This is a genomic window from Pasteurella oralis (assembly GCF_042681465.1).
In the GTDB taxonomy this organism is placed as follows: Bacteria; Pseudomonadota; Gammaproteobacteria; order Enterobacterales; family Pasteurellaceae; genus Pasteurella; species Pasteurella oralis.
Genome location: NZ_JBHUFP010000025.1, coordinates 283,047 through 302,489 on the forward strand (window position 1 = coordinate 283,047; position 19,443 = coordinate 302,489).

The 19,443-nt window shown below is 36.6% G+C and carries 17 protein-coding genes; 6 read left to right on the forward strand and 11 right to left on the reverse strand.

From position 1 onward, the window contains the following. Positions 1 to 76: 76 nt before the first annotated feature. The 4 genes from ACFSAV_RS10750 to ACFSAV_RS10765 all read right to left on the reverse strand — a co-directional run bounded on the left by ACFSAV_RS10750 (position 77) and on the right by ACFSAV_RS10765 (position 4,579). The gene (locus ACFSAV_RS10750) at positions 77 to 904 is read right to left on the reverse strand and encodes a class II glutamine amidotransferase (protein ID WP_379099504.1); all 828 of its coding nucleotides are present in this window, start codon (positions 902 to 904) and stop codon (positions 77 to 79) included. A gap of 119 nt (positions 905 to 1,023) precedes the next feature. Continuing rightward, the gene (locus ACFSAV_RS10755) at positions 1,024 to 2,007 is read right to left on the reverse strand and encodes an MBL fold metallo-hydrolase (protein WP_379099507.1); all 984 of its coding nucleotides are present in this window, start codon (positions 2,005 to 2,007) and stop codon (positions 1,024 to 1,026) included. A 128-nt stretch (positions 2,008 to 2,135) separates the two neighbouring features. Continuing rightward, entirely contained in the window at positions 2,136 to 3,482 is a 1,347-nt protein-coding gene (gene gdhA, locus ACFSAV_RS10760; protein WP_101775367.1) for an NADP-specific glutamate dehydrogenase, read from the reverse strand. Positions 3,483 to 3,952: 470 nt separating this feature from the next. Next, positions 3,953 to 4,579, reverse strand: a complete 627-nt coding sequence (locus ACFSAV_RS10765) for a YchE family NAAT transporter (protein WP_379099510.1) — start codon at positions 4,577 to 4,579, stop codon at positions 3,953 to 3,955. 307 nt (positions 4,580 to 4,886) lie between these two features. Between ACFSAV_RS10765 and mltF the strand changes: the two genes are divergently transcribed. After that, positions 4,887 to 6,356, forward strand: coding sequence for a membrane-bound lytic murein transglycosylase MltF (gene mltF / locus ACFSAV_RS10770; protein ID WP_379099513.1), 1,470 nt, complete (start codon positions 4,887 to 4,889; stop codon positions 6,354 to 6,356). 10 nt (positions 6,357 to 6,366) lie between these two features. After that, complete coding sequence (locus ACFSAV_RS10775; RefSeq protein ID WP_162837296.1) at positions 6,367 to 6,519, forward strand: hypothetical protein; 153 nt, start codon at positions 6,367 to 6,369, stop codon at positions 6,517 to 6,519. 44 nt (positions 6,520 to 6,563) lie between these two features. Here ACFSAV_RS10775 and dsbB read toward each other — a convergent pair whose 3' ends face one another. Beyond that, positions 6,564 to 7,100 carry a disulfide bond formation protein DsbB gene (gene dsbB, locus ACFSAV_RS10780; protein WP_101775370.1) on the reverse strand — a complete coding sequence of 179 codons (537 nt, stop codon included), beginning with the start codon at positions 7,098 to 7,100 and terminating at the stop codon, positions 6,564 to 6,566. Between the two features lie 18 nt (positions 7,101 to 7,118). Beyond that, positions 7,119 to 8,660, reverse strand: a complete 1,542-nt coding sequence (gene nhaB / locus ACFSAV_RS10785) for a Na(+)/H(+) antiporter NhaB (protein ID WP_379099517.1) — start codon at positions 8,658 to 8,660, stop codon at positions 7,119 to 7,121. Between the two features lie 150 nt (positions 8,661 to 8,810). Here nhaB and fadR point away from each other — a divergent pair, with 150 nt between their 5' ends. Then, complete coding sequence (gene fadR, locus ACFSAV_RS10790; protein WP_379099520.1) at positions 8,811 to 9,536, forward strand: fatty acid metabolism transcriptional regulator FadR; 726 nt, start codon at positions 8,811 to 8,813, stop codon at positions 9,534 to 9,536. Between the two features lie 45 nt (positions 9,537 to 9,581). Here fadR and ACFSAV_RS10795 read toward each other — a convergent pair whose 3' ends face one another. The 5 genes from ACFSAV_RS10795 to ACFSAV_RS10815 form a co-directional block, all read right to left on the reverse strand. Continuing rightward, a complete protein-coding gene (locus ACFSAV_RS10795; RefSeq protein WP_379099523.1) occupies positions 9,582 to 10,619 on the reverse strand; it encodes an ABC transporter ATP-binding protein in 1,038 nt (345 codons plus the stop codon). 2 nt (positions 10,620 to 10,621) lie between these two features. Then, entirely contained in the window at positions 10,622 to 12,280 is a 1,659-nt protein-coding gene (locus tag ACFSAV_RS10800; protein WP_379099526.1) for an ABC transporter permease, read from the reverse strand. An 82-nt stretch (positions 12,281 to 12,362) separates the two neighbouring features. After that, positions 12,363 to 13,376: a Fe(3+) ABC transporter substrate-binding protein gene (locus ACFSAV_RS10805; RefSeq protein WP_379099529.1), complete on the reverse strand. Its 1,014-nt coding sequence runs from the start codon at positions 13,374 to 13,376 to the stop codon at positions 12,363 to 12,365. A 242-nt stretch (positions 13,377 to 13,618) separates the two neighbouring features. Beyond that, positions 13,619 to 13,909 carry a helix-turn-helix domain-containing protein gene (locus ACFSAV_RS10810; protein WP_379099532.1) on the reverse strand — a complete coding sequence of 97 codons (291 nt, stop codon included), beginning with the start codon at positions 13,907 to 13,909 and terminating at the stop codon, positions 13,619 to 13,621. Between the two features lie 145 nt (positions 13,910 to 14,054). Then, positions 14,055 to 15,269 (reverse strand): pyridoxal phosphate-dependent aminotransferase, encoded by a 1,215-nt coding sequence (locus ACFSAV_RS10815; RefSeq protein ID WP_101775377.1) that lies wholly within the window; start codon positions 15,267 to 15,269, stop codon positions 14,055 to 14,057. Between the two features lie 168 nt (positions 15,270 to 15,437). Here ACFSAV_RS10815 and ACFSAV_RS10820 point away from each other — a divergent pair, with 168 nt between their 5' ends. Genes ACFSAV_RS10820 through menH form a run of 3 tightly spaced genes read left to right on the forward strand, consistent with a single transcriptional unit; the run spans position 15,438 to position 19,240 of the window. Next, entirely contained in the window at positions 15,438 to 16,733 is a 1,296-nt protein-coding gene (locus tag ACFSAV_RS10820) for an isochorismate synthase (protein WP_379099536.1), read from the forward strand. A 13-nt stretch (positions 16,734 to 16,746) separates the two neighbouring features. Next, positions 16,747 to 18,453, forward strand: coding sequence for a 2-succinyl-5-enolpyruvyl-6-hydroxy-3-cyclohexene-1-carboxylic-acid synthase (gene menD, locus ACFSAV_RS10825; RefSeq protein WP_379099539.1), 1,707 nt, complete (start codon positions 16,747 to 16,749; stop codon positions 18,451 to 18,453). A 55-nt stretch (positions 18,454 to 18,508) separates the two neighbouring features. After that, complete coding sequence (menH, locus tag ACFSAV_RS10830; protein ID WP_379099542.1) at positions 18,509 to 19,240, forward strand: 2-succinyl-6-hydroxy-2,4-cyclohexadiene-1-carboxylate synthase; 732 nt, start codon at positions 18,509 to 18,511, stop codon at positions 19,238 to 19,240. Positions 19,241 to 19,443: the final 203 nt, after the last annotated feature.

Below are 19,443 nucleotides of genomic sequence, written 5' to 3' on the forward strand. Positions count from 1 at the left end.
AACGGGAAATTAACAATAAATAGAATATTTCTCTGCGAATAATCAAGTGTGATAGTCATTTATCATGCTATAATTTTTAGGCGCACTTTGCTAAACCTAATGTACCATCATCAATAGTTTCTGTTTTTATACCCGTGATTTCAGCAATTTTTTCCCCTTGTTTGAAGAACACAAAACCACCATATTCCATTTTAGTCCAAGTTTCATCTTTAGTGAGAGGAAAAGTCGTAATAATAGTGACACGATCGCCTTCTTTTGCATAATCATTGAAATCAATAATGCCATCATCATCAATACGTTGTGCTTTACCAAAAGGGGCTTTTCTAGTCAGATAATGGAGATTGGTAGCACAGTGTGCAATCATCCATTCGCCATTAGATAGGATAAAATTGAAAGTACCACCTACCGAAATCGTTTTGGTGATTTGCTGCAATGCATCAAATAGCTCATTTTCTGTTGGTTTCTGATTAAAACGAGTTTTAAGCTGGCTTACCATATAGCAGAAAGCCGCTTCAGAATCTGTACTGCCAATAGGCTGATAGAGTGAATCAGTTAAATCAGGATGTGTAGTTAAATTACCATTATGAGCAAATACCCAGTTTTGTCCCCATAATTCACGGATAAAAGGATGTGTATTTTCAATGTTTACTTCGCCTTGTGTCGCTTTGCGAATATGGGCAATTACATTAAGTGATTTAATATGATATTGTTTAACACAATCTGCGATAGGGGATGAGTGCGCTGCATGGTTATCACGGAAAATACGGATTCCTTTGCCTTCAAAAAATGCAATTCCAAATCCATCAGAATGGCAATCTGTTAAGCCAGCTCGGCGACGAAACCCCTCAAAAGAAAAAACGATATCCGTTGGGGTATTACAATTCATTCCTAATAATTGACACATAAAAACAACATCTAAAATAACCTTATAATTTGCACAGATTTAACACTATAATGTAGAAATTTTCAACATAAAAAACAAAAACTTATTAGATGAAAAAGTTATAAGTCATAGCGAGCTAATCACTTATTTGCTTGAGTGCATTCACCAATTTTATTGCCTGTTTTGATGGAATAAATTTCACAATCGTTGGCAAAAGTAATGTTACCTTTAAATTGTGTTTTAATTGCTTGTTCTGTTTGTGTTTTAACATGCTCAGTGCGTCGCATTAAATGACTAAGTACGAGACTTTTTATGTTGCCATTATGTGCAATTCGCCCAATTTCAGAAGGGCGCATATGGAGTTTTTGGGCAACATTATCTTGGCTGCTTTCTGGCACAGCATTGTGGGCAATAAATAAGTCTGCATTTTGTGTAATCAAATCTAAAGTACGCCCTTGATTGCTGGTATCACCTGAAAAAACAACAGTACAGCCTGCTTTTTCGATGCGCCATGCAAGTGCTGGTAAAAGCCCGTGTTCTGTACCAACAGCTTGGATATTAAAGCCATCAATAGTGGTATGAAAAATTACTGGCTGTTGTTTATTCGCATTCACTGAAATAGGTTTTATTTGATAATTTTCTTCACCAGTTAAAAAATCAGACAGATAAGCATAGGCACCTTGTTCACCTAATAAACGAGTTAAAAACATAGTTGTATCAGGAATAACTTCATTACCCGTTGGACCATAAATCGGCAGATCTTGCTCTCGTTGCGAGAAAAAAGAGGCTTTGATTAGTGCAGGGAGATCGTTGATATGATCAACATGAAAATGGCTGACTAAAATTCCTTGGAGATCTTCAATTTTTGCTTGAGCTTGAGCAAAGCGCTGTAAGGCACCTGAACCAAGATCAACCAGAAACTTAGCTTGCCCATTTTCACGTACTAAGTAGCTTGCTGAAGCACGAGTTTGAACTGGGGAAGTGGATCTAAAAAGTGCAATTTCAGGTCCACCTGAACCTAAAATTACGACATCTAAATTTGAAGTTGTACAGCTTTTTCCTTGTACATTGAAGGCACATGCGAATAAGAAAAGTGCAGTGGCCTTTTTCCAATAGTGCATCATATTTCCTCACCTAAGCATAATTACAATTGAATGATAAGAATGCATTATACAAAACTTTGAAAAAAACAACCGCACTTTGCGCATGTGACGTCAAGTGCGGTTCGTTTTAGATGCATTTTAACTTATCATTAGAACACGCCTTGTGCCAACATAGCATCAGCTACTTTAACAAAGCCTGCGACATTTGCACCTACTACGTAGTTAATATTGCCTCTGTCATCAGTGCCATATTTTTTACAGTTAGCATGAATATCAAGCATGATACGATGTAATTTTGCATCGACTTCTTCACGAGTCCAACTTAAGCGCTGGGCATTTTGTGACATTTCTAACCCAGAGGTTGCAACACCACCTGCATTAGCGGCTTTACCTGGTCCGAATAATACACCTGCTGCTAAGAATGCGTCAGTTGCTTCAATCGTAGTAGGCATGTTGGCACCTTCAGCTACAAGTTGTACACCGTTTGCAATTAATGCGTTAGCATCTGCAAGTTCAAGTTCGTTTTGTGTTGCACAAGGGAGCGCAATATCTACTTTTACTTCCCAAGGGCGTTTACCTTCTACATATTTCAAACCAAATTGCTCAGCATATTCTTTCACACGACCACGCTTGACGTTTTTGATTTCCATTAATGCGGCGAGTTTTTCTGTAGTAAAGCCAGCTTCATCATACACATAGCCTGCTGAGTCTGAGCAAGTGACAACCTTTGCACCAAATTCCAATGCTTTCTCAATGGCATATTGAGCAACGTTACCAGAACCAGAAACCGCGACGCTTTTACCAGCAAAACTTTGTCCTTTTTCGGCAAGCATGGCTTGTGCAAAATAAACTAAACCATAACCTGTTGCTTCTGGACGAATTAAGCTTCCACCAAAAGTCAACCCTTTACCAGTGAACACACTACCAGTTTGGTTAGATAATTTCTTCATCATACCAGCTAAGTAACCGACTTCACGCCCCCCGACACCAATATCACCCGCAGGTACATCGGTATCTGGACCTAAATGGCGATATAATTCAATCATGAGTGCTTGGCAGAAACGCATGACTTCAGCGTCACTTTTTCCTTTTGGGTCAAAGTCTGAACCACCTTTACCACCGCCCATTGGTAATGTTGTTAAGGCATTTTTAAAGACTTGTTCAAAACCTAAGAATTTTAAAATAGATAAGTTAACTGAAGGGTGGAAACGCATCCCGCCTTTGAATGGACCAATTGCACTATTATATTGTACGCGAAATGCGCGGTTTACTTGCACTTGACCTTGATCATCTGTCCATGCCACACGAAATTGAATTGCACGTTCTGGTTCAACTAAGCGCTCTAATAAGGCTTGTGAGCGGTATTTTGGATTTTTTTCTAAGAAAGGCCAGATTGAAGTTAATACTTCTCTGACTGCTTGTAAAAACTCTGGCTGCGCGCCATCTCGCTGCGCAACTTTTTCTAAAAATGCTTCTAATGATGCAACTTGAGACATAATGATTTCCTTCTAAATATGATATTTGGATATGCTTGCAATTTATTGTAATTGTTTGCCTGATTCGGCACAGAACAAAGTATTCAACAGAATGAAATACTTATGCAAATATTTTTTTTCTGTATTTTAAAAAAATAAGCTTAAATTAGAATTATTCTAAATAAGTGGTTTGTTTGTTAGATTTATTTCAATTTTAGGTTGTTATAGTGGTGAAAAGTATATTTTTTTGACAGAGAGATTGGAAATGGATAAAAAATAGTAAGTTGTTTTATTATTCATAAATTGATAGCTTGATGACTAGTATGTTTTATCAGATATTGCCTTTTTGATAGCCGCTTAGTGTGAGTAAAATCAGTTTGTTATTTCAGAGAATACTGCTTTTAGGTAATCCTATCATGATGTGATTAAAAAGATGCTGTTATAGTTGCTTATATTGCAACTATAACAACGTCTTTTTTAAGATTGAGAGGTTATACAATACCTAAGTTTTTTAACCCACCGATAATGATTTCGATACCAAGTGACATTAGTAACAAGCCCATAATACGTGTAATCACGTTCGAACCTGTTTTACCCAGTTTTTTGATAATGGGTTCAGAATAACGAAACAAAATATAACACCCTAGCCCAAATAACATAATCGTAATAGATGAATAAAAATAATCTACAATGCCATGCTGTGTTGAGCCAAACACAATCGTGGCGCTAATAGAACCAGGACCAGCCATGATTGGCATCGCAAGAGGGACAACGGCAATATTATTGTAATCATCAAAGTTTTCATTTTTTTCTTCTTTGTTTATTTTATGTTCACCAATTTTCCCGTTAATCATGGTTAAAGCAATTAAAATTACAACAATGCCACCAGCAATACGGAAAGAGTCAATAGAAATATGAAAGGCATTTAAAATAAAATTACCAAAGAAAAAACTCACGAGCAGAATGATAACGATGGAAATACAAGTGATTAACCCTGTTTTGTTTTGCTGTTCTTTTGACAGTGTTGCAGTCATTGAATAAAAAATTGGTACAACACCTAGTGGGTTGACGAGTGCAATCAGTCCAATAAAGAACTGGAGATAAATGGCGAGATCCATCGTAATCACCTAAATTATAGTAGGAATATATGTGCGCACATTATATGAGTGTGCCTCTCAATAAACAAGAAAAGCCACAAAAGAGAGTTGTGTTTTAACAAACTCTATGTGGTTTGTTAGCGTAGTAAAGCTATTCTCAGCATAAAGTTTGTGTATGAGGATGATGTTTTCGTAGCAACAAAATCTTGAGCTATTGCCGCAACATATCAAAAATTTGATAAAAAACGACCGCACTTTTTGATTTGTCTAATCTCAATTTAATGGTTAAAATGCCTAAATTTAAGGTCATCAAGCAAAAAGAGGTCATTTGAAAGGTTTATTTATACGTATTATCGCGATAGTAGCGTTGCTATTGTGGGCGGTAGATATGGTATTCCCTTGGCAACAAATAATGCGCTCGGAAGAGAATCGTTATACAGCGATCCAAAGTCGCGGTAAGTTAGTTGTGGGAACGATTAATAATCCGATTTCTTATTTTATTGATCATTCCGGACAGCCCGCTGGGATTGAATATGAATTGAGCAAAGCCTTTGCTGATTATCTTAATGTTGAACTTGAAATTTCAGCGATGGCAAACGGAGATGAATTATTCCAAGCCTTAGAGAATAATAAAATTGATATTGCTGCGGCTAATTTGTTATATCAACCAAAGAAGCTCGATAAGTTTCAAGTTGGACCTACTTATAACTCTGCCTCTTGGCAATTGGTCTATCGCAAAGGTACAGAACGCCCACGTGGCTTAGGTGAGTTAAAAGGTACGCTGAGTATTGCCTCTGGCTCTGAACTCACAGACTTGTTAGAAGAAGCAAAAGAAAAATTTCCCTCGTTGAGTTGGCATGTTAATGAAAAATTAACGCCTGAAGAACTGTTAATTCAGATGGCTAATGGCAAAATTGACTATGTGATTGCAAATTCTATTGATGTGTCAGCCGTTCAGCAAATTAAGCCTAATGTCGCTGTGGCATTTGATGTGGCTGATGAATCGACTGTACATTGGTACTTACCAAGTAATTCTTATAGTGAGTTACAAGCGTCTTTACTTGATTTCATGAATAATGCAATTGAAACGGGTTTAATTGCGCGTATTGAGGAAAAATATTTTAATCATTTGGCGCAATTTGATTATGTTGATACGCGGAGCTATTTAAGAGCGATTGAAACAGTATTACCTAAATTCGCGCCACTATTTGAAAAGTATAAAGGCGATTTAGATTGGCGTTTATTAGCCGCTATTGCTTATCAAGAATCTCATTGGAATCCTGATGCGACTTCACCAACAGGGGTGCGTGGTATGATGATGTTGACGAAAGCGACTGCGGATCGCATGCGTATTAAAGATCGTACCGATCCAGAACAGAGTATTAAAGCAGGTTCAGAATACTTGCATTGGCTTATTACACAAATGCCTGATACTATTGCAGAAGATGAGCGTATTTGGTTTGCCTTAGCGGCATATAATATGGGATTAGGACATTTACTTGATGCTCGTCGTTTAACTAAAAGCTTAGGCGGCGATCCTGATAATTGGTTAGATGTGAAAAAGAATTTACCATTATTGGCTGAAAAACGTTATTACACAAGTTTAAAATATGGTTATGCGCGAGGTTATGAAGCCTATCATTATGTTGAAAATATTCGACGTTATATGAATAGTATTGTGCATTATTATCGTATTCAGCAAGCACATATTGAAGAGATTGAGTTAGAAGAAAATATTAAAACAGAAGAAATCAACACAGAAGTTGAAGCAATAACAAAAACAGTTGCAACACAATAAGAGGGATGCTATGGCTAGACGTAAAAGCTTTTTAAAGCCAACAAAGAAATTGTATCGTTTATCGCAAGGACGTGCATTACGTTTAAAGCGCTTAAAACAACGTAAAGCAAGGTTATTAGCGAGGCATTCACTGCAATTCGTAGTCCAAGAAATTCAATGTTAGTGAATATAAAAAATGGTGTAGTTAAAACTACACCATTTTTATTTTTAATGAAATAACATCCGTTGCTTTGGTTTAAGGCGTTTCACTTGGCTAATAAAGAGGATAGCCAACAGCAGTGTATAGAAGCCAAAAATTACAACTAACCACTGCACCATTGAAAAGCCTAAAAATTGCCAAGAGATTTCGCTGCACGAGCCATAAGGTTGAAAGAGATAAGGAAACCATTTATCTAAAGGCAGTGTTTCTGGAAACTCAGCAAATGCAGAACATTGTTTCCATGGTGCTGGGTGAAGTTGTAGATCTAAATGGGTTAATGTGATGAGAAGCCCTTTTATAGCACTGCCTAAACCCATCACTAAAGCAATTAAGCGTAAAATCATTGCGCTAGGATAAAGCAAGCCAAATAAGCCTGCAAAAGCAATGCCAAGTATTGCGACTCGTTCATAGATACACATCACACAGGGTTGTAATCCCATTCCATGCTGAAAGTAAAGTGCAGTCCCTTCTAGCGCTAATGCGGAAAGTAATAATAGAAACCAACCACTTCGTTTTGTTGAAAGTGTCTTAAAAAAGCTTAGCATGCTTCCTCCTGCTAGCGATTACATTGATGCAATCAGACCAAGTTGAACTAGCGCCGTCGTTGCGCTTGGTAAAAGAAATTCAACTGCTAATAAGCCAATAATAGATAATACAATAGTATAAGGTAATGCCATATAAACCATTTTACTATAAGACAAACGAATTAATGGTGCTAATGATGATGTTAATAAAAATAAGAATGCCGCTTGACCATTTGGTGTGGCGACTGAAGGTAAGTTAGTGCCTGTATTGATAGCGACAGCTAATAATTCATATTGCGATTGCGAAATCAATCCAGCTTCAAGCGCTGCTTTAGTTTCATTGATATATACTGTAGCAACAAAGACATTATCTGAAATTGCAGATAATAAGCCATTAAATGTATAGAATAAAACTAATTGGGCGTTTTCACTTGCAGCGAGAACGAATTGAATGATTGGCGCAAATAATTGTTGATCGATAATGACGGCTACGACTGAAAAGAAAACAACTAATAATGCAGTAAACGGTAAAGATTCTTGGAAGGCTTTTCCGATTGCATGTTCACTGGTGATGCCGCAGAATGAGGTCGCGAGGATAATAACCGTCAAACCAATAATACCGACTGCTGCTAAATGGAACGCTAAACCGATCACTAACCAAATACCGATTAAAGCTTGGCATAAGAGTTTTAAGCGATCTTGCTGTGACATTTTCTGCTGATTATTGCGATCAAACTTAGCTAAGATTCCCCAGACTTTACGTGGTAATTTAGTGCCATAACCAAAAATACGAAATTTTTCTACTAATAAACAAGTTATTAAGCCACAGAACAAGACGGGCAGGGTAACTGGTAACATACGTAAAAAGAATTCTGCAAAGCCCCATTTGGCTTGTTCAGCAATAATTAAGTTTTGCGGCTCACCTACCATTGTCATGACGCCACCAAGTGCGGTACCGACACAGGAGTGCATCATTAAACTACGTAAAAATGAACGAAACTGTTCCAATGTTTCTTTATTAGTTCCTATTTTATCATCTTTGGTAATATCAGTTGAATCATTAAAGTTATTGCCAGAAGCCACTTTATGATAGACCCTATAGAAGCCCATACCCACACTAATGATCACGGCAACAACAGTTAATGCATCAAGGAAAGCAGAGAGAAAAGCGGCGCTGAGGCAAAATGCCAGTGAAAGGGTAAGTTTAGAACGAATACTTAACAGTAATTTAGTGAAGACAAACAGTAATAGCTGTTTCATGAAATAAATACCTGCTACCATAAAAATTAAGAGTAACAGTACTTCAAAATTAGCCAATATTTCGGCTTTTACATGTTCGGGATGTGTCATGCCTATAGCAACAGCCTCAAAAGCAAGTAAACCGCCTGGTTGAAGGGGATAACATTTCAATGCCATTGCTAATGTGAAGATAAATTCTGCGACGAGTAGCCAACCTGCTACAAATGGACTAATAAAGAAAAAAACGATTGGATTGATGAGAAGAAACGCAACAATTGCGATTTTGTACCAATTGGGACTTGTTCCTAAAAAATTCTTTAGGAAAGCTCGAGTATAACTCATTTGTACTACCACCTTAGTTTAATATTTAATATTTTGAAAAATTTTTCATATAATTGATAATTGTAATATATACTTCATTACACGATAATACCTAAAATAACTATTTGTTAGCTGTATCACATTTTAAACTTAATTAACTAGAAGAAATGTATGAATAATGATCAACCTCTTTTAAAAGCGCAAAGTCCGGCTGGTTTAGCGGAAGAATATATTGTCAGAAGTATTTGGAATAACCATTTTCCACCCGGCTCTGATTTGCCTGCAGAACGTGAGTTAGCAGAAAAAATAGGGGTGACTCGTACGACATTACGTGAAGTTTTACAACGTCTTGCTCGTGATGGGTGGTTGAATATTCAGCATGGTAAGCCAACAAAAGTCAATGATATCTGGGAAACCTCTGGTTTAAATATTTTAGAAGTATTAATTCGTTTAGATAGTACTAAATTGCCAAGTTTCATTTCTAATGTGCTTTCAGCAAGAACGAATATTTCAGCAATTTATATCCAAAAAGCGTTTAAATTGGAACCAGAAAAATCGCTAAGTGTCTTTAGTGCACTCGAAACGTTAGAAGATAGCGCAGAAGCCTATACTAATTTTGACTATGATTTATTCCGTAAGCTAGCTTTTGCGTCAGATAACCCTGTCTATGGTTTGATTTTAAATAGTTTAAAAGGATTGTACTCAAGAGTTGGCTTGTTTTATTTTTCAAATCCCGCAGCGCGTGCATTGGCTAACGCTTTTTATGTGCAATTACGGCAGCTTTGTGAAACACAGCAAGCCTCTGAAGTGAAAGAATGTATCCGTCAATATGGTAAAGACAGCGGTGTAATTTGGGCACAAATGCAAGCATTTTTACCAGAGAATTTTGGTGAGTAATTAAAAAACAGCGCAGATTGCGCTGTTTTTGTTTGAGTGATTGCTTTATTTTTCAAATAATACTGGTGAAGTGCATTTATAATTTAAACGGACCCGTTCACCAACGGGAAAATGTTTTGGACTTTGTACACTAAATATCGCATCATTTATTTTCACATCATATTGGCAATAAGGACCAAGAAAGCGCTTTTTGATAATAATACCTGAGCCATTTTCATCACTATGAATTTGAAAACTTTGTGGACGAACTAACCAATGTACTTGTTTTATACCATTAATTGGTTTGCCATTTGATAAGCTAAGTGTTTGATCAAATTGGTATGATCCAACAGGTGACTCAAAGCAATTTTCTGCTGTGATTTCACATTCTAAATAATTCACATTACCTAAAAATTCAGCAACAAATTTATTGATAGGCATTTGATATAACGCATCAACATTACCGATTTGGACTATTTTTCCTTTGTCCATAATGGCAAGTTTATCTGCAAAAGCGAAGGCTTCTTCTTTACTGTGTGTGACAAAAATAGCGGGAATTTGTTGGCTTTTCAAAATCTCTTTAATTTCATCAATCATTTGGTAGCGCACTTGACTATCAATATTAGAAAAAGGCTCATCTAACAGTAATAAGCGTGGTTCACAGGCTAATGCTCGTGCAATTGCTACACGTTGTTGTTGGCCGCCTGAAAGTTCATAAGGATAACGTTCTAATAAGCCTGTTAAGCGCACAAGTGCGGTCATTTTTTCAATAATTTCTTGTTTTTCAATATTGCTTTTATGTTGTAAGCCAAATGCAATATTCTCTTTAACAGTTAAATGAGGGAATAAGGCATAGTCTTGGAAAATTACCCCAATTTGGCGTTTCTCAACGGGGAGTGTAGCTAAGTTTTGTTGATTAAATAAAATTTCGCCTTGTTCAATGTCTTGTAAGCCAGCAATGGATTTCAATAATGTGGTTTTACCACAGCCGCTTGCACCGAGTAAACACAAAATCTCGTTTTGTGCCATTGTGAGATCTAAATTTTTTAGTACATTTTCAGCACTATAACCACAAGTAAGTTGAGAGATTTGTAATATAGTCATAATTAGCGATCTTTTTCTGAATTAAGCACCAGTGAACGAGTTAACCAAATGACTGGCAGTAGTCCAACTAAAACTAAAGCAATAGCAGGTAATGCAGCTTGTTCAAGCTGTTCATCTGAGGTAAAAGTAAATACATGCGTTGCTAGCGTATCAAAATTGAAAGGGCGTAATAATAATGAAGCGTTAAGTTCTTTCATCGTTTCAATAAAGACCATCATCAGGGCGGTTAAAATGCCTTTGGAAAGTAATGGCATATGAACACGGCGTAGCATACTAAAACCGTTATGACCTAATGTTCGGCTCGCCATATCTAATGAAGGTGAAATTTTTTGGAAAGAGGTTTCAATGCCTCCAATTGCCATCGCAGAAAAACGCATAGTATAAGCTGAAATTAGCGCGAACATTGAGCCAGAGAAAATCAAGCCAACAGGTGAAAGTCCAAGCGATTTACACACATAATTTACGATATGATCGGCACTGGTATAAGGAATAAGAATCCCAATGGCTAATACGGTACCAGGAATCGCATAACCCAATGAAGATAGCTGTAATCCATAATAAGCTGTTCGTTGTTGCAGGGGGGGGCTTTGTAATGTTAGGCGATTGAAAAAATGTAAAAATAGGGCTAAAAGTACGCAAACTATTGCTGCAATCATCGAACTGGATAAGCTGTGATAGGCGTATTTCAGGAAGTTATCTGCCTGAGTAATATCAAAATAAGATATCGCCCAATAAATCAACTTAGCAAAAGGAATAAAGAAAGCAATACTGACTAATCCCCAACAATAGGCTTGAGCAAAGAACAATTTCACACCTGAAAGTGGTTTTAGACTATGTTTTTTTTCATAGCCACGTTGATATGTTTTTTGTTTACGACGGCTATAACGTTCTAACCAGAGTAAGCTAAAAATCATTAACAACATTAATAACGAAATCTGGCTTGCAGAACCTAAATCACCATAACCTAGCCAAGTATCATAAACTGCCGTCGTTAGTGTGGGGACAGCAAAATAATAAACTGTGCCAAAATCACCTAAAGTTTCCATTGCAATTAATGACGCACCTACTGCAATTGCAGGGCGAATTAAAGGAAAAGTCACTTTTCTAAATAAATAAAATGTATTTGCACCTAATGTTTTAGCACTATGAATTAAGTTTTCTGATTGCTCTAATAAAGCAACACGAACTAGTAAGAATAAATAAGGATATAACACGAATGCTAAAACAAAACAGGCACCACCGAGTGAACGAATGCTAGGAAACCAATAGTCTTGTGGGCTATTCCAGCCAAAAAGTTGGCGCAATACGGATTGAATTGGACCTGCGTAGTCAAGTAAATCGGTGTATAGATAGCCAACGAGATAAGCTGGAATTGCTAAAGGTAAACACAACACCCATTGTAATGTTTTTTGTCCAGTAAATTGGTAAGTTGAAATGATCCAAGCCGCAGGGATCGCAAAAATTAGGCTCAAGAAAACAGTACCTAAAACAAGTAGAAGTGAATTTAAACTATAGTCGGTGAGTACAGTTTGCCAGAGGTGTTGAATATTTCCCCAGTCAGCTTGCCAAGATTGGTAGAAAATGGACAATAAGGGTAGAAGGAAAAACAGCACAATGAAAAGTGCGGTCAAATTCCAGCCTGTTTTTTTGAGTAAATGCATCTTAAAATCGCAAATGTAAGTCATATCTAAAGGGCGACTAAAAAGTCGCCCTTAAATTTAATTATTCAGCATGAGTGCTAAATTAAAGATCAAATTTTACTTCGTCAATGAGTTTTAATGCTTTGTCGTAATTTTCTGCGACTTTTTCTAATGCAATATTATCTGCTTTAAATTCACCCCAAGAAGACACCAATTTAGAACGCTCAACGCCCGGTTTTACTGGATATTCGTGGTTTAACTCAGCATATAAATGCTGTGCTTTGTCACCACTTAAATATTCTACTAATTTCACTGCGTTTTCTTTATTTGGTGCATGTTTTGCAATTGCGACACCACTGATATTAACGTGTGTACCCTGTGCTTTTTGGTTAGGGAAGTTGATATAAACCGCTTCAGCCCAACTACGTTGTTTTTCATCATCTAGCATTTTACCAAAGTAATAGCTATTACCTAATGAATAGTCGCAAATTCCTTCTTTGATCGCTTTGACTTGATCACGGTCACCACCTTGTGGTTTTTGTGCCAGATTTGCTTTCAAGCCTTCTAAGAATGCTTTTGCTTTTGCTTCTCCATCATGTGCAATCATTGATGCAACTAAAGACACGTTATAAGCATTCTTACCTGAACGAACACAAACTTTACCTTTATATTCTGGTTTGGCTAAATCATAATAAGTAAAATCAGCAGGTAATTTACCCACACGATCTTTTGAAGTATAGATTGCACGTGCACGTGTAGTTAACGCGAACCACTCATCTTTTGAATCACGGAAATGGGCAGGAATATTTTTCTCTAATGTTTCACTGTGAATTGGTTGTGCTAAACCAGCTTTAACAATTTCCATCACGCGACTAATATCAACGGTTAATAAAACATCTGCTGGGCTTAATTCACCTTCACGTTTTACGCGATCCACTAAACCTTTATCAGCAAAGATAACATTTACTTTTACGCCTGTCTCTTTTTCAAAGTCTTTTAACATTGGCTCGATTAAATAGGGTTGACGATAAGAATAAACGTTAACTTCGTTTGCAGCCATTGCTGATGTTGAAATAACCGCAGATAAAGCTAATGCAAGTGTTGAGATTTTTTTCATAATCACATTCCTCATGATGAGTGTTGACAGTTAAAAGTGCGGTCAATTTAACCAATAATTTGATTTAAGTCAATGAGAATTATTTTTATTTAATTTTTTGATAGAAGGGACTTAATTGGACATAATAATTCGAGTAAAGTGAATAATCTATTTTGGTATCTATACGTACAGGATGGCATTTTATTGGTATTTAAAAGACTAGTTCAATTAATAATAGATACTAGTCCAACCATTTGTAGTCTTTATAAAGTAAGCTGTTCAGGCTTGCAGTGATATATTTTCGCTAATCGTTCGCAAGTCTTTCGTTGAGGTTTAGAATTTTGTTTTTCAGCTTGAGATATTACAGATTGTGTTAACCCTGTTTTTTTCGCAGCATCATGTTGCGATAATTTACGATATATACGCCAAGCTGCTAGTAAGCTCACATTTTGTTCCAACATAATGGCAAGTACATCATGAGGAATTGTGACCTCATCATGACTACTTGCCTCATAAGGCACATCTACCCAGATAGTTTGGTTATCATTTAACATTGCGATTTTTTATATTCTTCAATAAGTAAAATAACAAATAATTATTTCTTTTATTATTTATATGCATAGAAAAGGACTCGTTTTCATCAAAGTGAGTCCCTAACTAACTATCAAGATTGGCAGCGAACAAGATTATTCTTGTTTTTTACTGACGATAAGTTCCTAAGAAACGTGCCAATTTACTTAATGCTTCTTCAATTTGATGAACATAAGGTAAAGTAACAATACGGAAATGGTCAGGAGAATGCCAGTTGAAACCACGTCCGTGCACGAGTAATACTTTTTCTTGAGTTAATAAATCAAACACCATTTTTTCATCATCATAGATATTAAATTTCTTAATATCAATTTTAGGGAACATATAAAGTGCACCTTGTGGTTTCACACAACTTATGCCTGGAATTTGATTGACTAGTTCATAAGCTTTATTGCGTTGTTCTAATAAACGCCCACCCGGTAAAATAAATTCATTAATACTTTGATAACCACCAAGCGCAGTTTGGATCGCATGTTGCATTGGAACATTGGCACATAAACGCATAGAAGCAAGCATATCTAAACCTTCAATATAACCCGCTGCTGCTTTTTTAGGACCATTTAAAATCATCCAGCCTTGACGGAAACCTGCTACCCGATAAGCTTTTGATAAACCGTTGAATGTCACAGTTAATAAATCAGGCGCGAGGGCTGCTACATGATGGTGTATGGCATCGTCATACAAAATCTTATCGTAAATTTCATCTGCAAAAATGATTAAGTTATGCTGACGTGCCACTTCAATAATATCTAACAATAATGCTTTACTGTAAACCGCACCTGTTGGATTGTTAGGATTAATAATCACAATGGCTTTAGTACGATGTGTAATTTTGCTTTTAATATCAGCAATATCAGGGAACCAATTAGCTTCTTCATCACATAAATAATGTACAGCTTTACCACCAGAAAGTGTTGCCGCAGCGGTCCAAAGTGGATAGTCAGGCATTGGAATGAGCACTTCATCACCATCATTTAATAATGCTTGTAATGACATTGTGATCAGTTCGGAAACGCCATTGCCAATATACACATCATTGACTGTTGCACCATGAATACCTTTCGATTGATAGTATTGCACAATAGCTTTACGTGCTGAATATAAGCCTTTAGAGTCACAATAGCCTTGCGCAGTTGGAAGATTGCGAATCACATCAACTAAAACTTCATCAGGTGCTTCAAATCCAAATGGCGCGGGGTTACCAATATTAAGTTTTAAAATTTTATGCCCTTCTTCTTCAAGACGAAGAGCTTCTTTATGCACTGGTCCACGAATATCGTAACAAACGTGTTCTAATTTATCTGATTTAGGAAAATGCACCATGGGATTGACCTTATGTTTGCGCTGTAGGAATAAAGTTAGTTTAAAATAACGACACTTTACGCTTATTTGTGTAAGGAGAAAAGATTTTGTAAAACTTTCTATTAAAGTGCGGTAGAATTAGCGTTTATTTTTAACTTATTTTTTTGCTAAAAACAATGCTTTTTCAACATGGATAATTTGCAAACAATTAAAGCACAGTTAATTACTCTAATTAATGCTTATCAGCCGCGTGAAAATCAAGAGATCGCAGTTTTCCAAATTCACTCGACAACGCCTCTTTGTTTGTTGTCTTGGTTGAAATCGCAACAAAGTTATCCCCAATTTTATCTGAATATTCGCGATGGTTCTTCAACTTGGGCATCTGTTGGGAAAGTTCGCTCATTTTCTGATGTGGCGTTAGCTGAACAATTTGTGCAAACCTATGATTTATCATTAATTGGTGGCTTACAGTTTTATGGCGAAACCTTATTTGTATTACCTCGCCTTTTATTGCAACAAACGCCAACAGGTTTAACGGTTACTTTATTTATTGATACTCAAGATTTTATTCAAGATAAACGGCTTGCCATTCGTTGTTTAGAAACTTTTACAAAACAGACCGCACTTCAACCTGTTCAACAGCAAATTCACTTAGTCGCACAAAAAGCAAATCAAATAGAGTGGTGTCATTGGGTTGAATTAGGTTTACAAAAAATTCAGCAAGGTGAAGTGAGTAAAATTGTATTGGCTAATGAAAGTTGTTTTAAAACCTCTGAATTACTTAATCCAAATGATTTTTTGGCAGAAAGTGAAAAATACAATTTAGGTTGTTACCACTTTTTATTCGCTGAAAGTGAAAAGCGTGCTTTTATTGGTTCAAGCCCAGAGCTGCTGTATCGTCGTCAAGGATTATGTCTCAAAACCGAAGCACTTGCTGGCACTGCTTTTATGGGAGATGATGTGGAACAGAATCAACAGCAAAGTGATTGGTTATTGCACGATAAGAAAAATGAATATGAAAATCAGTTGGTTGTAGAAGGGATTTGTCAAAATTTACAACCCTTTGTACAACAAATTGTGGTTGAGGGTGTCGAACTAAAAAAGTTGCGTAAAGTACAACATTTAAGACGTAAGATCTCAGCTGAACTAAAAGCAGGGTGTGGCGATAAAGATGTACTTTTAGCCATTCACCCTACTGCGGCAGTAGCAGGTTTACCACAACTGGAAGCAAAGCAAGTATTACGAAATTTAGAAAATTTCGACCGCACTTGGTATGCAGGGACACTTGGATTTATGAATGCCTCACAGGCGGATTTCTGTGTCACAATTCGTTCTGCTTTTATTGAACAAGTAGAAAACTATAGCCAATTATGTGTTTTTGCTGGTGCGGGGATTGTTGAAGGCTCAGTACCACTGTTAGAATGGAGAGAAATTGAGCATAAAGCTGCAGGCTTAGTTTCATTATTGCAACAGAATCAATTATAAATAGGGAACAATTATGTCAATAAGCGTATTTAATCGTTGTTGGTCAAAAGTGATTTTAGAGACCCTTGTACGCCAAGGGGTATCGCATTTTTGTATTGCCCCTGGTTCTCGTTCAACCCCTTTAACTTTAGAAGCTGTGCGTTTACAAGAAAGTCAACGTGTGACTTGTCATACTCATTTTGATGAACGTGGCTTAGGCTTTTTTGCTTTAGGACTCGCTAAAGCAAGTAAAAAACCCGTTGCCGTGATTGTGACGTCGGGGACTGCGGCGGCAAATTTATACCCTGCAATTATTGAAGCTCGCCAAACGGGTATCAATTTGGTTATTTTAACTGCGGATCGCCCGCTTGAGTTACTTGAATGTGGCGCAAATCAGGCTATCTTGCAGCAAAATATGTTTGCGGATTATCCAGTTGCCGCTATTAATTTACCCAAACCAAGCCAAGACTATTCTGCACATTGGTTGATCTCAACTTTAGATCAAGCTTGTTATCAACAAAAACATCAAACTGGTGTTATTCATATTAATGTGCCTTTTGCGGAACCTTTGTATGAGGCTAGCAATGATGCTGTGGATAGCCATCCATGGCTAGAAAATATTCATCGTTGGCTAACTCAGCAAAAACCTTGGATTGTACAGCAATCAGACCAAAAAGAAGTATTAATGCATGCGAATTGGGATCATTGGCGTACAATGCGTGGCGTTATTGTGGTTGGTCGCTTGCCCACTGAACAAACTATGGGGATTATGGCTTGGGCAAGTACAATGGGCTGGATTGCATTAACTGATATTCAATCCAGTGTGGAAGCGAGCTTGCCTTATGCTGATATTTGGCTTGCAAATCAAACAGTGAAGCAAAAATTGTTACAAGCTGACATCGCGATTCAGTTTGGTTCTGGTTTTATCAGTAAACGTATTAACCAATTTTTAGCTGAGTTCAAGAGTGAATATTGGATTGTAGAACACAGTGAGCGTCTAGTTGATCCTATCCACCATGCGCATACACGTTTTAATGCAAAAGTTCATCATTGGTTACGAGCGCATCCGCCATTACGCCAAAAACCTTGGTTACTAGAACCTTTGGCACTTTCTAAATTCTGTGCCAGTTTTATTGAAAAACAAGTAGGAGGAAATCTAAATGAAGCTTCTTTAGCGCATCATTTAGACCGCATTTTACCTAACAATGGTATTTTATTTTTAGGTAATAGCTTATTTGTTCGTTTAGTTGATGCCTTAGCTAAATTGCCTGAAGGTTATCCAATTTATACCAACCGTGGTGCTAGTGGTATTGATGGCTTATTAGCAACAGCAGCAGGTATTGGCATTGCTGCAAATCAACCAGTAGTTGCGATGATTGGTGATTTATCGGCGTTATATGATATTAATTCGCTGGCATTGTTTAAAAAAGTGACTCAGCCAACGATCATTTTTGTGATCAATAATAATGGTGGCGCAATTTTTGATATGTTACCTGTCGATACTGAAGTGAAAGATAAATATTACCGTATGCCACACCACTTAGAATTTTCACAATTAGCGCAAACTTTTGACTTAAAATATGCACGCCCATACACTTGGGCTGATTTAGGTTCAGTATTAAAAATGGCTTATTCACGCCGTGAAACCACCTTAATTGAAATTAAAGTGGGAGCAAGTGATGGTAGTAATATTTATAAACGTTTAATTGAACAAATTAGTTATGCAGTCATTGGTGATTAAGCCATTGTGAAAGTAAATGCTCGCATTCAGCGAGCATTTTTTATAAGGAGCAACAATGCCTACACTGGTTTTTTTACACGGCTTACTTGGGAGTAAAGAAGACTGGCAAAAAGTCATTGAAAACTTACCGCACTTTTCTTGCTTGGCGCTTGATTTACCATTTCATGGCACTGCAAAACAGCAGGTTGTGACTGATTTTACACAGACTTGTGATTATCTTGCCTCACAAATCCAAACACAACTTGCTGATAAGCCATATTACTTAGTTGGTTACTCATTAGGTGGACGTATCGCATTGTATTATGCGCTGCATTATGCCAAGCCGAAAGGTCAGTTGCGAGGACTTATTTTAGAAGGTGCCAATTTAGGTTTAGTGACTGAACAAGAAAAACAATGTCGCTGGCAACATGACCAAGCTTGGGCAGCACGTTTTTGTACTCAACCAGCGCATATAGTTTTAAATGATTGGTACCGACAGCCTGTTTTCGCACATTTAACTGAAAAAGAACGTTTAGCATTGATTGAAACGCGAGCAGAACATTGTGGAGAAAATATCGCGCATATGTTGCTCGCCACTAGCCTCGCTAAACAACCTGATTTTCGTCAATCACTTCACTTAACCAATTTACCTATTCATTATTTCTGTGGTGAGCAAGATCAAAAGTTTAAACAATTAGCTTTAGAAGCTCAGCTTAAATTAATACTGATCAAAAATGCAGGACATAATGCACATCTTGAACAAAGTGTATTATTTGCTCAGATGATACAAAAATACATTATTTTTTAATTTTTCATTGTTTATATAAATAGCATTGTTTTTTATTTAAAGTCATTATTTTTATATAATGATTTTAAACAGTATGATTTATTTGATTCAGCTCAATGAATTATTTCTAATCTTGATATAAAAATATATATCTCATATAAATTCAAAGGGTTACTGTAAAATGATAATTAAATTCTTTTAAAAATAAATTTGTTTATTTTTTA

Excerpts from the sequence above, each read along its gene's own strand:
- gdhA (WP_101775367.1), bottom strand. The coding sequence starts at position 3,482 with ATGTCTCAAGTTGCATCATTAGAAGCATTTTTAGAAAAAGTTGCGCAG.
- menH (WP_379099542.1), top strand. The coding sequence starts at position 18,509 with ATGCCTACACTGGTTTTTTTACACGGCTTACTTGGGAGTAAAGAAGAC.
- ACFSAV_RS10820 (WP_379099536.1), top strand. The coding sequence starts at position 15,438 with ATGGATAATTTGCAAACAATTAAAGCACAGTTAATTACTCTAATTAAT.
- ACFSAV_RS10795 (WP_379099523.1), bottom strand. The coding sequence starts at position 10,619 with ATGACTATATTACAAATCTCTCAACTTACTTGTGGTTATAGTGCTGAA.
- ACFSAV_RS10805 (WP_379099529.1), bottom strand. The coding sequence starts at position 13,376 with ATGAAAAAAATCTCAACACTTGCATTAGCTTTATCTGCGGTTATTTCA.
- ACFSAV_RS10765 (WP_379099510.1), bottom strand. The coding sequence starts at position 4,579 with ATGGATCTCGCCATTTATCTCCAGTTCTTTATTGGACTGATTGCACTC.
- menD (WP_379099539.1), top strand. The coding sequence starts at position 16,747 with ATGTCAATAAGCGTATTTAATCGTTGTTGGTCAAAAGTGATTTTAGAG.
- ACFSAV_RS10755 (WP_379099507.1), bottom strand. The coding sequence starts at position 2,007 with ATGATGCACTATTGGAAAAAGGCCACTGCACTTTTCTTATTCGCATGT.
- fadR (WP_379099520.1), top strand. The coding sequence starts at position 8,811 with ATGAATAATGATCAACCTCTTTTAAAAGCGCAAAGTCCGGCTGGTTTA.
- ACFSAV_RS10815 (WP_101775377.1), bottom strand. The coding sequence starts at position 15,269 with ATGGTGCATTTTCCTAAATCAGATAAATTAGAACACGTTTGTTACGAT.
- ACFSAV_RS10800 (WP_379099526.1), bottom strand. The coding sequence starts at position 12,280 with ATGCATTTACTCAAAAAAACAGGCTGGAATTTGACCGCACTTTTCATT.
- nhaB (WP_379099517.1), bottom strand. The coding sequence starts at position 8,660 with ATGAGTTATACTCGAGCTTTCCTAAAGAATTTTTTAGGAACAAGTCCC.
- dsbB (WP_101775370.1), bottom strand. The coding sequence starts at position 7,100 with ATGCTAAGCTTTTTTAAGACACTTTCAACAAAACGAAGTGGTTGGTTT.
- ACFSAV_RS10810 (WP_379099532.1), bottom strand. The coding sequence starts at position 13,909 with ATGTTAAATGATAACCAAACTATCTGGGTAGATGTGCCTTATGAGGCA.
- ACFSAV_RS10775 (WP_162837296.1), top strand. The coding sequence starts at position 6,367 with ATGGCTAGACGTAAAAGCTTTTTAAAGCCAACAAAGAAATTGTATCGT.
- ACFSAV_RS10750 (WP_379099504.1), bottom strand. The coding sequence starts at position 904 with ATGTGTCAATTATTAGGAATGAATTGTAATACCCCAACGGATATCGTT.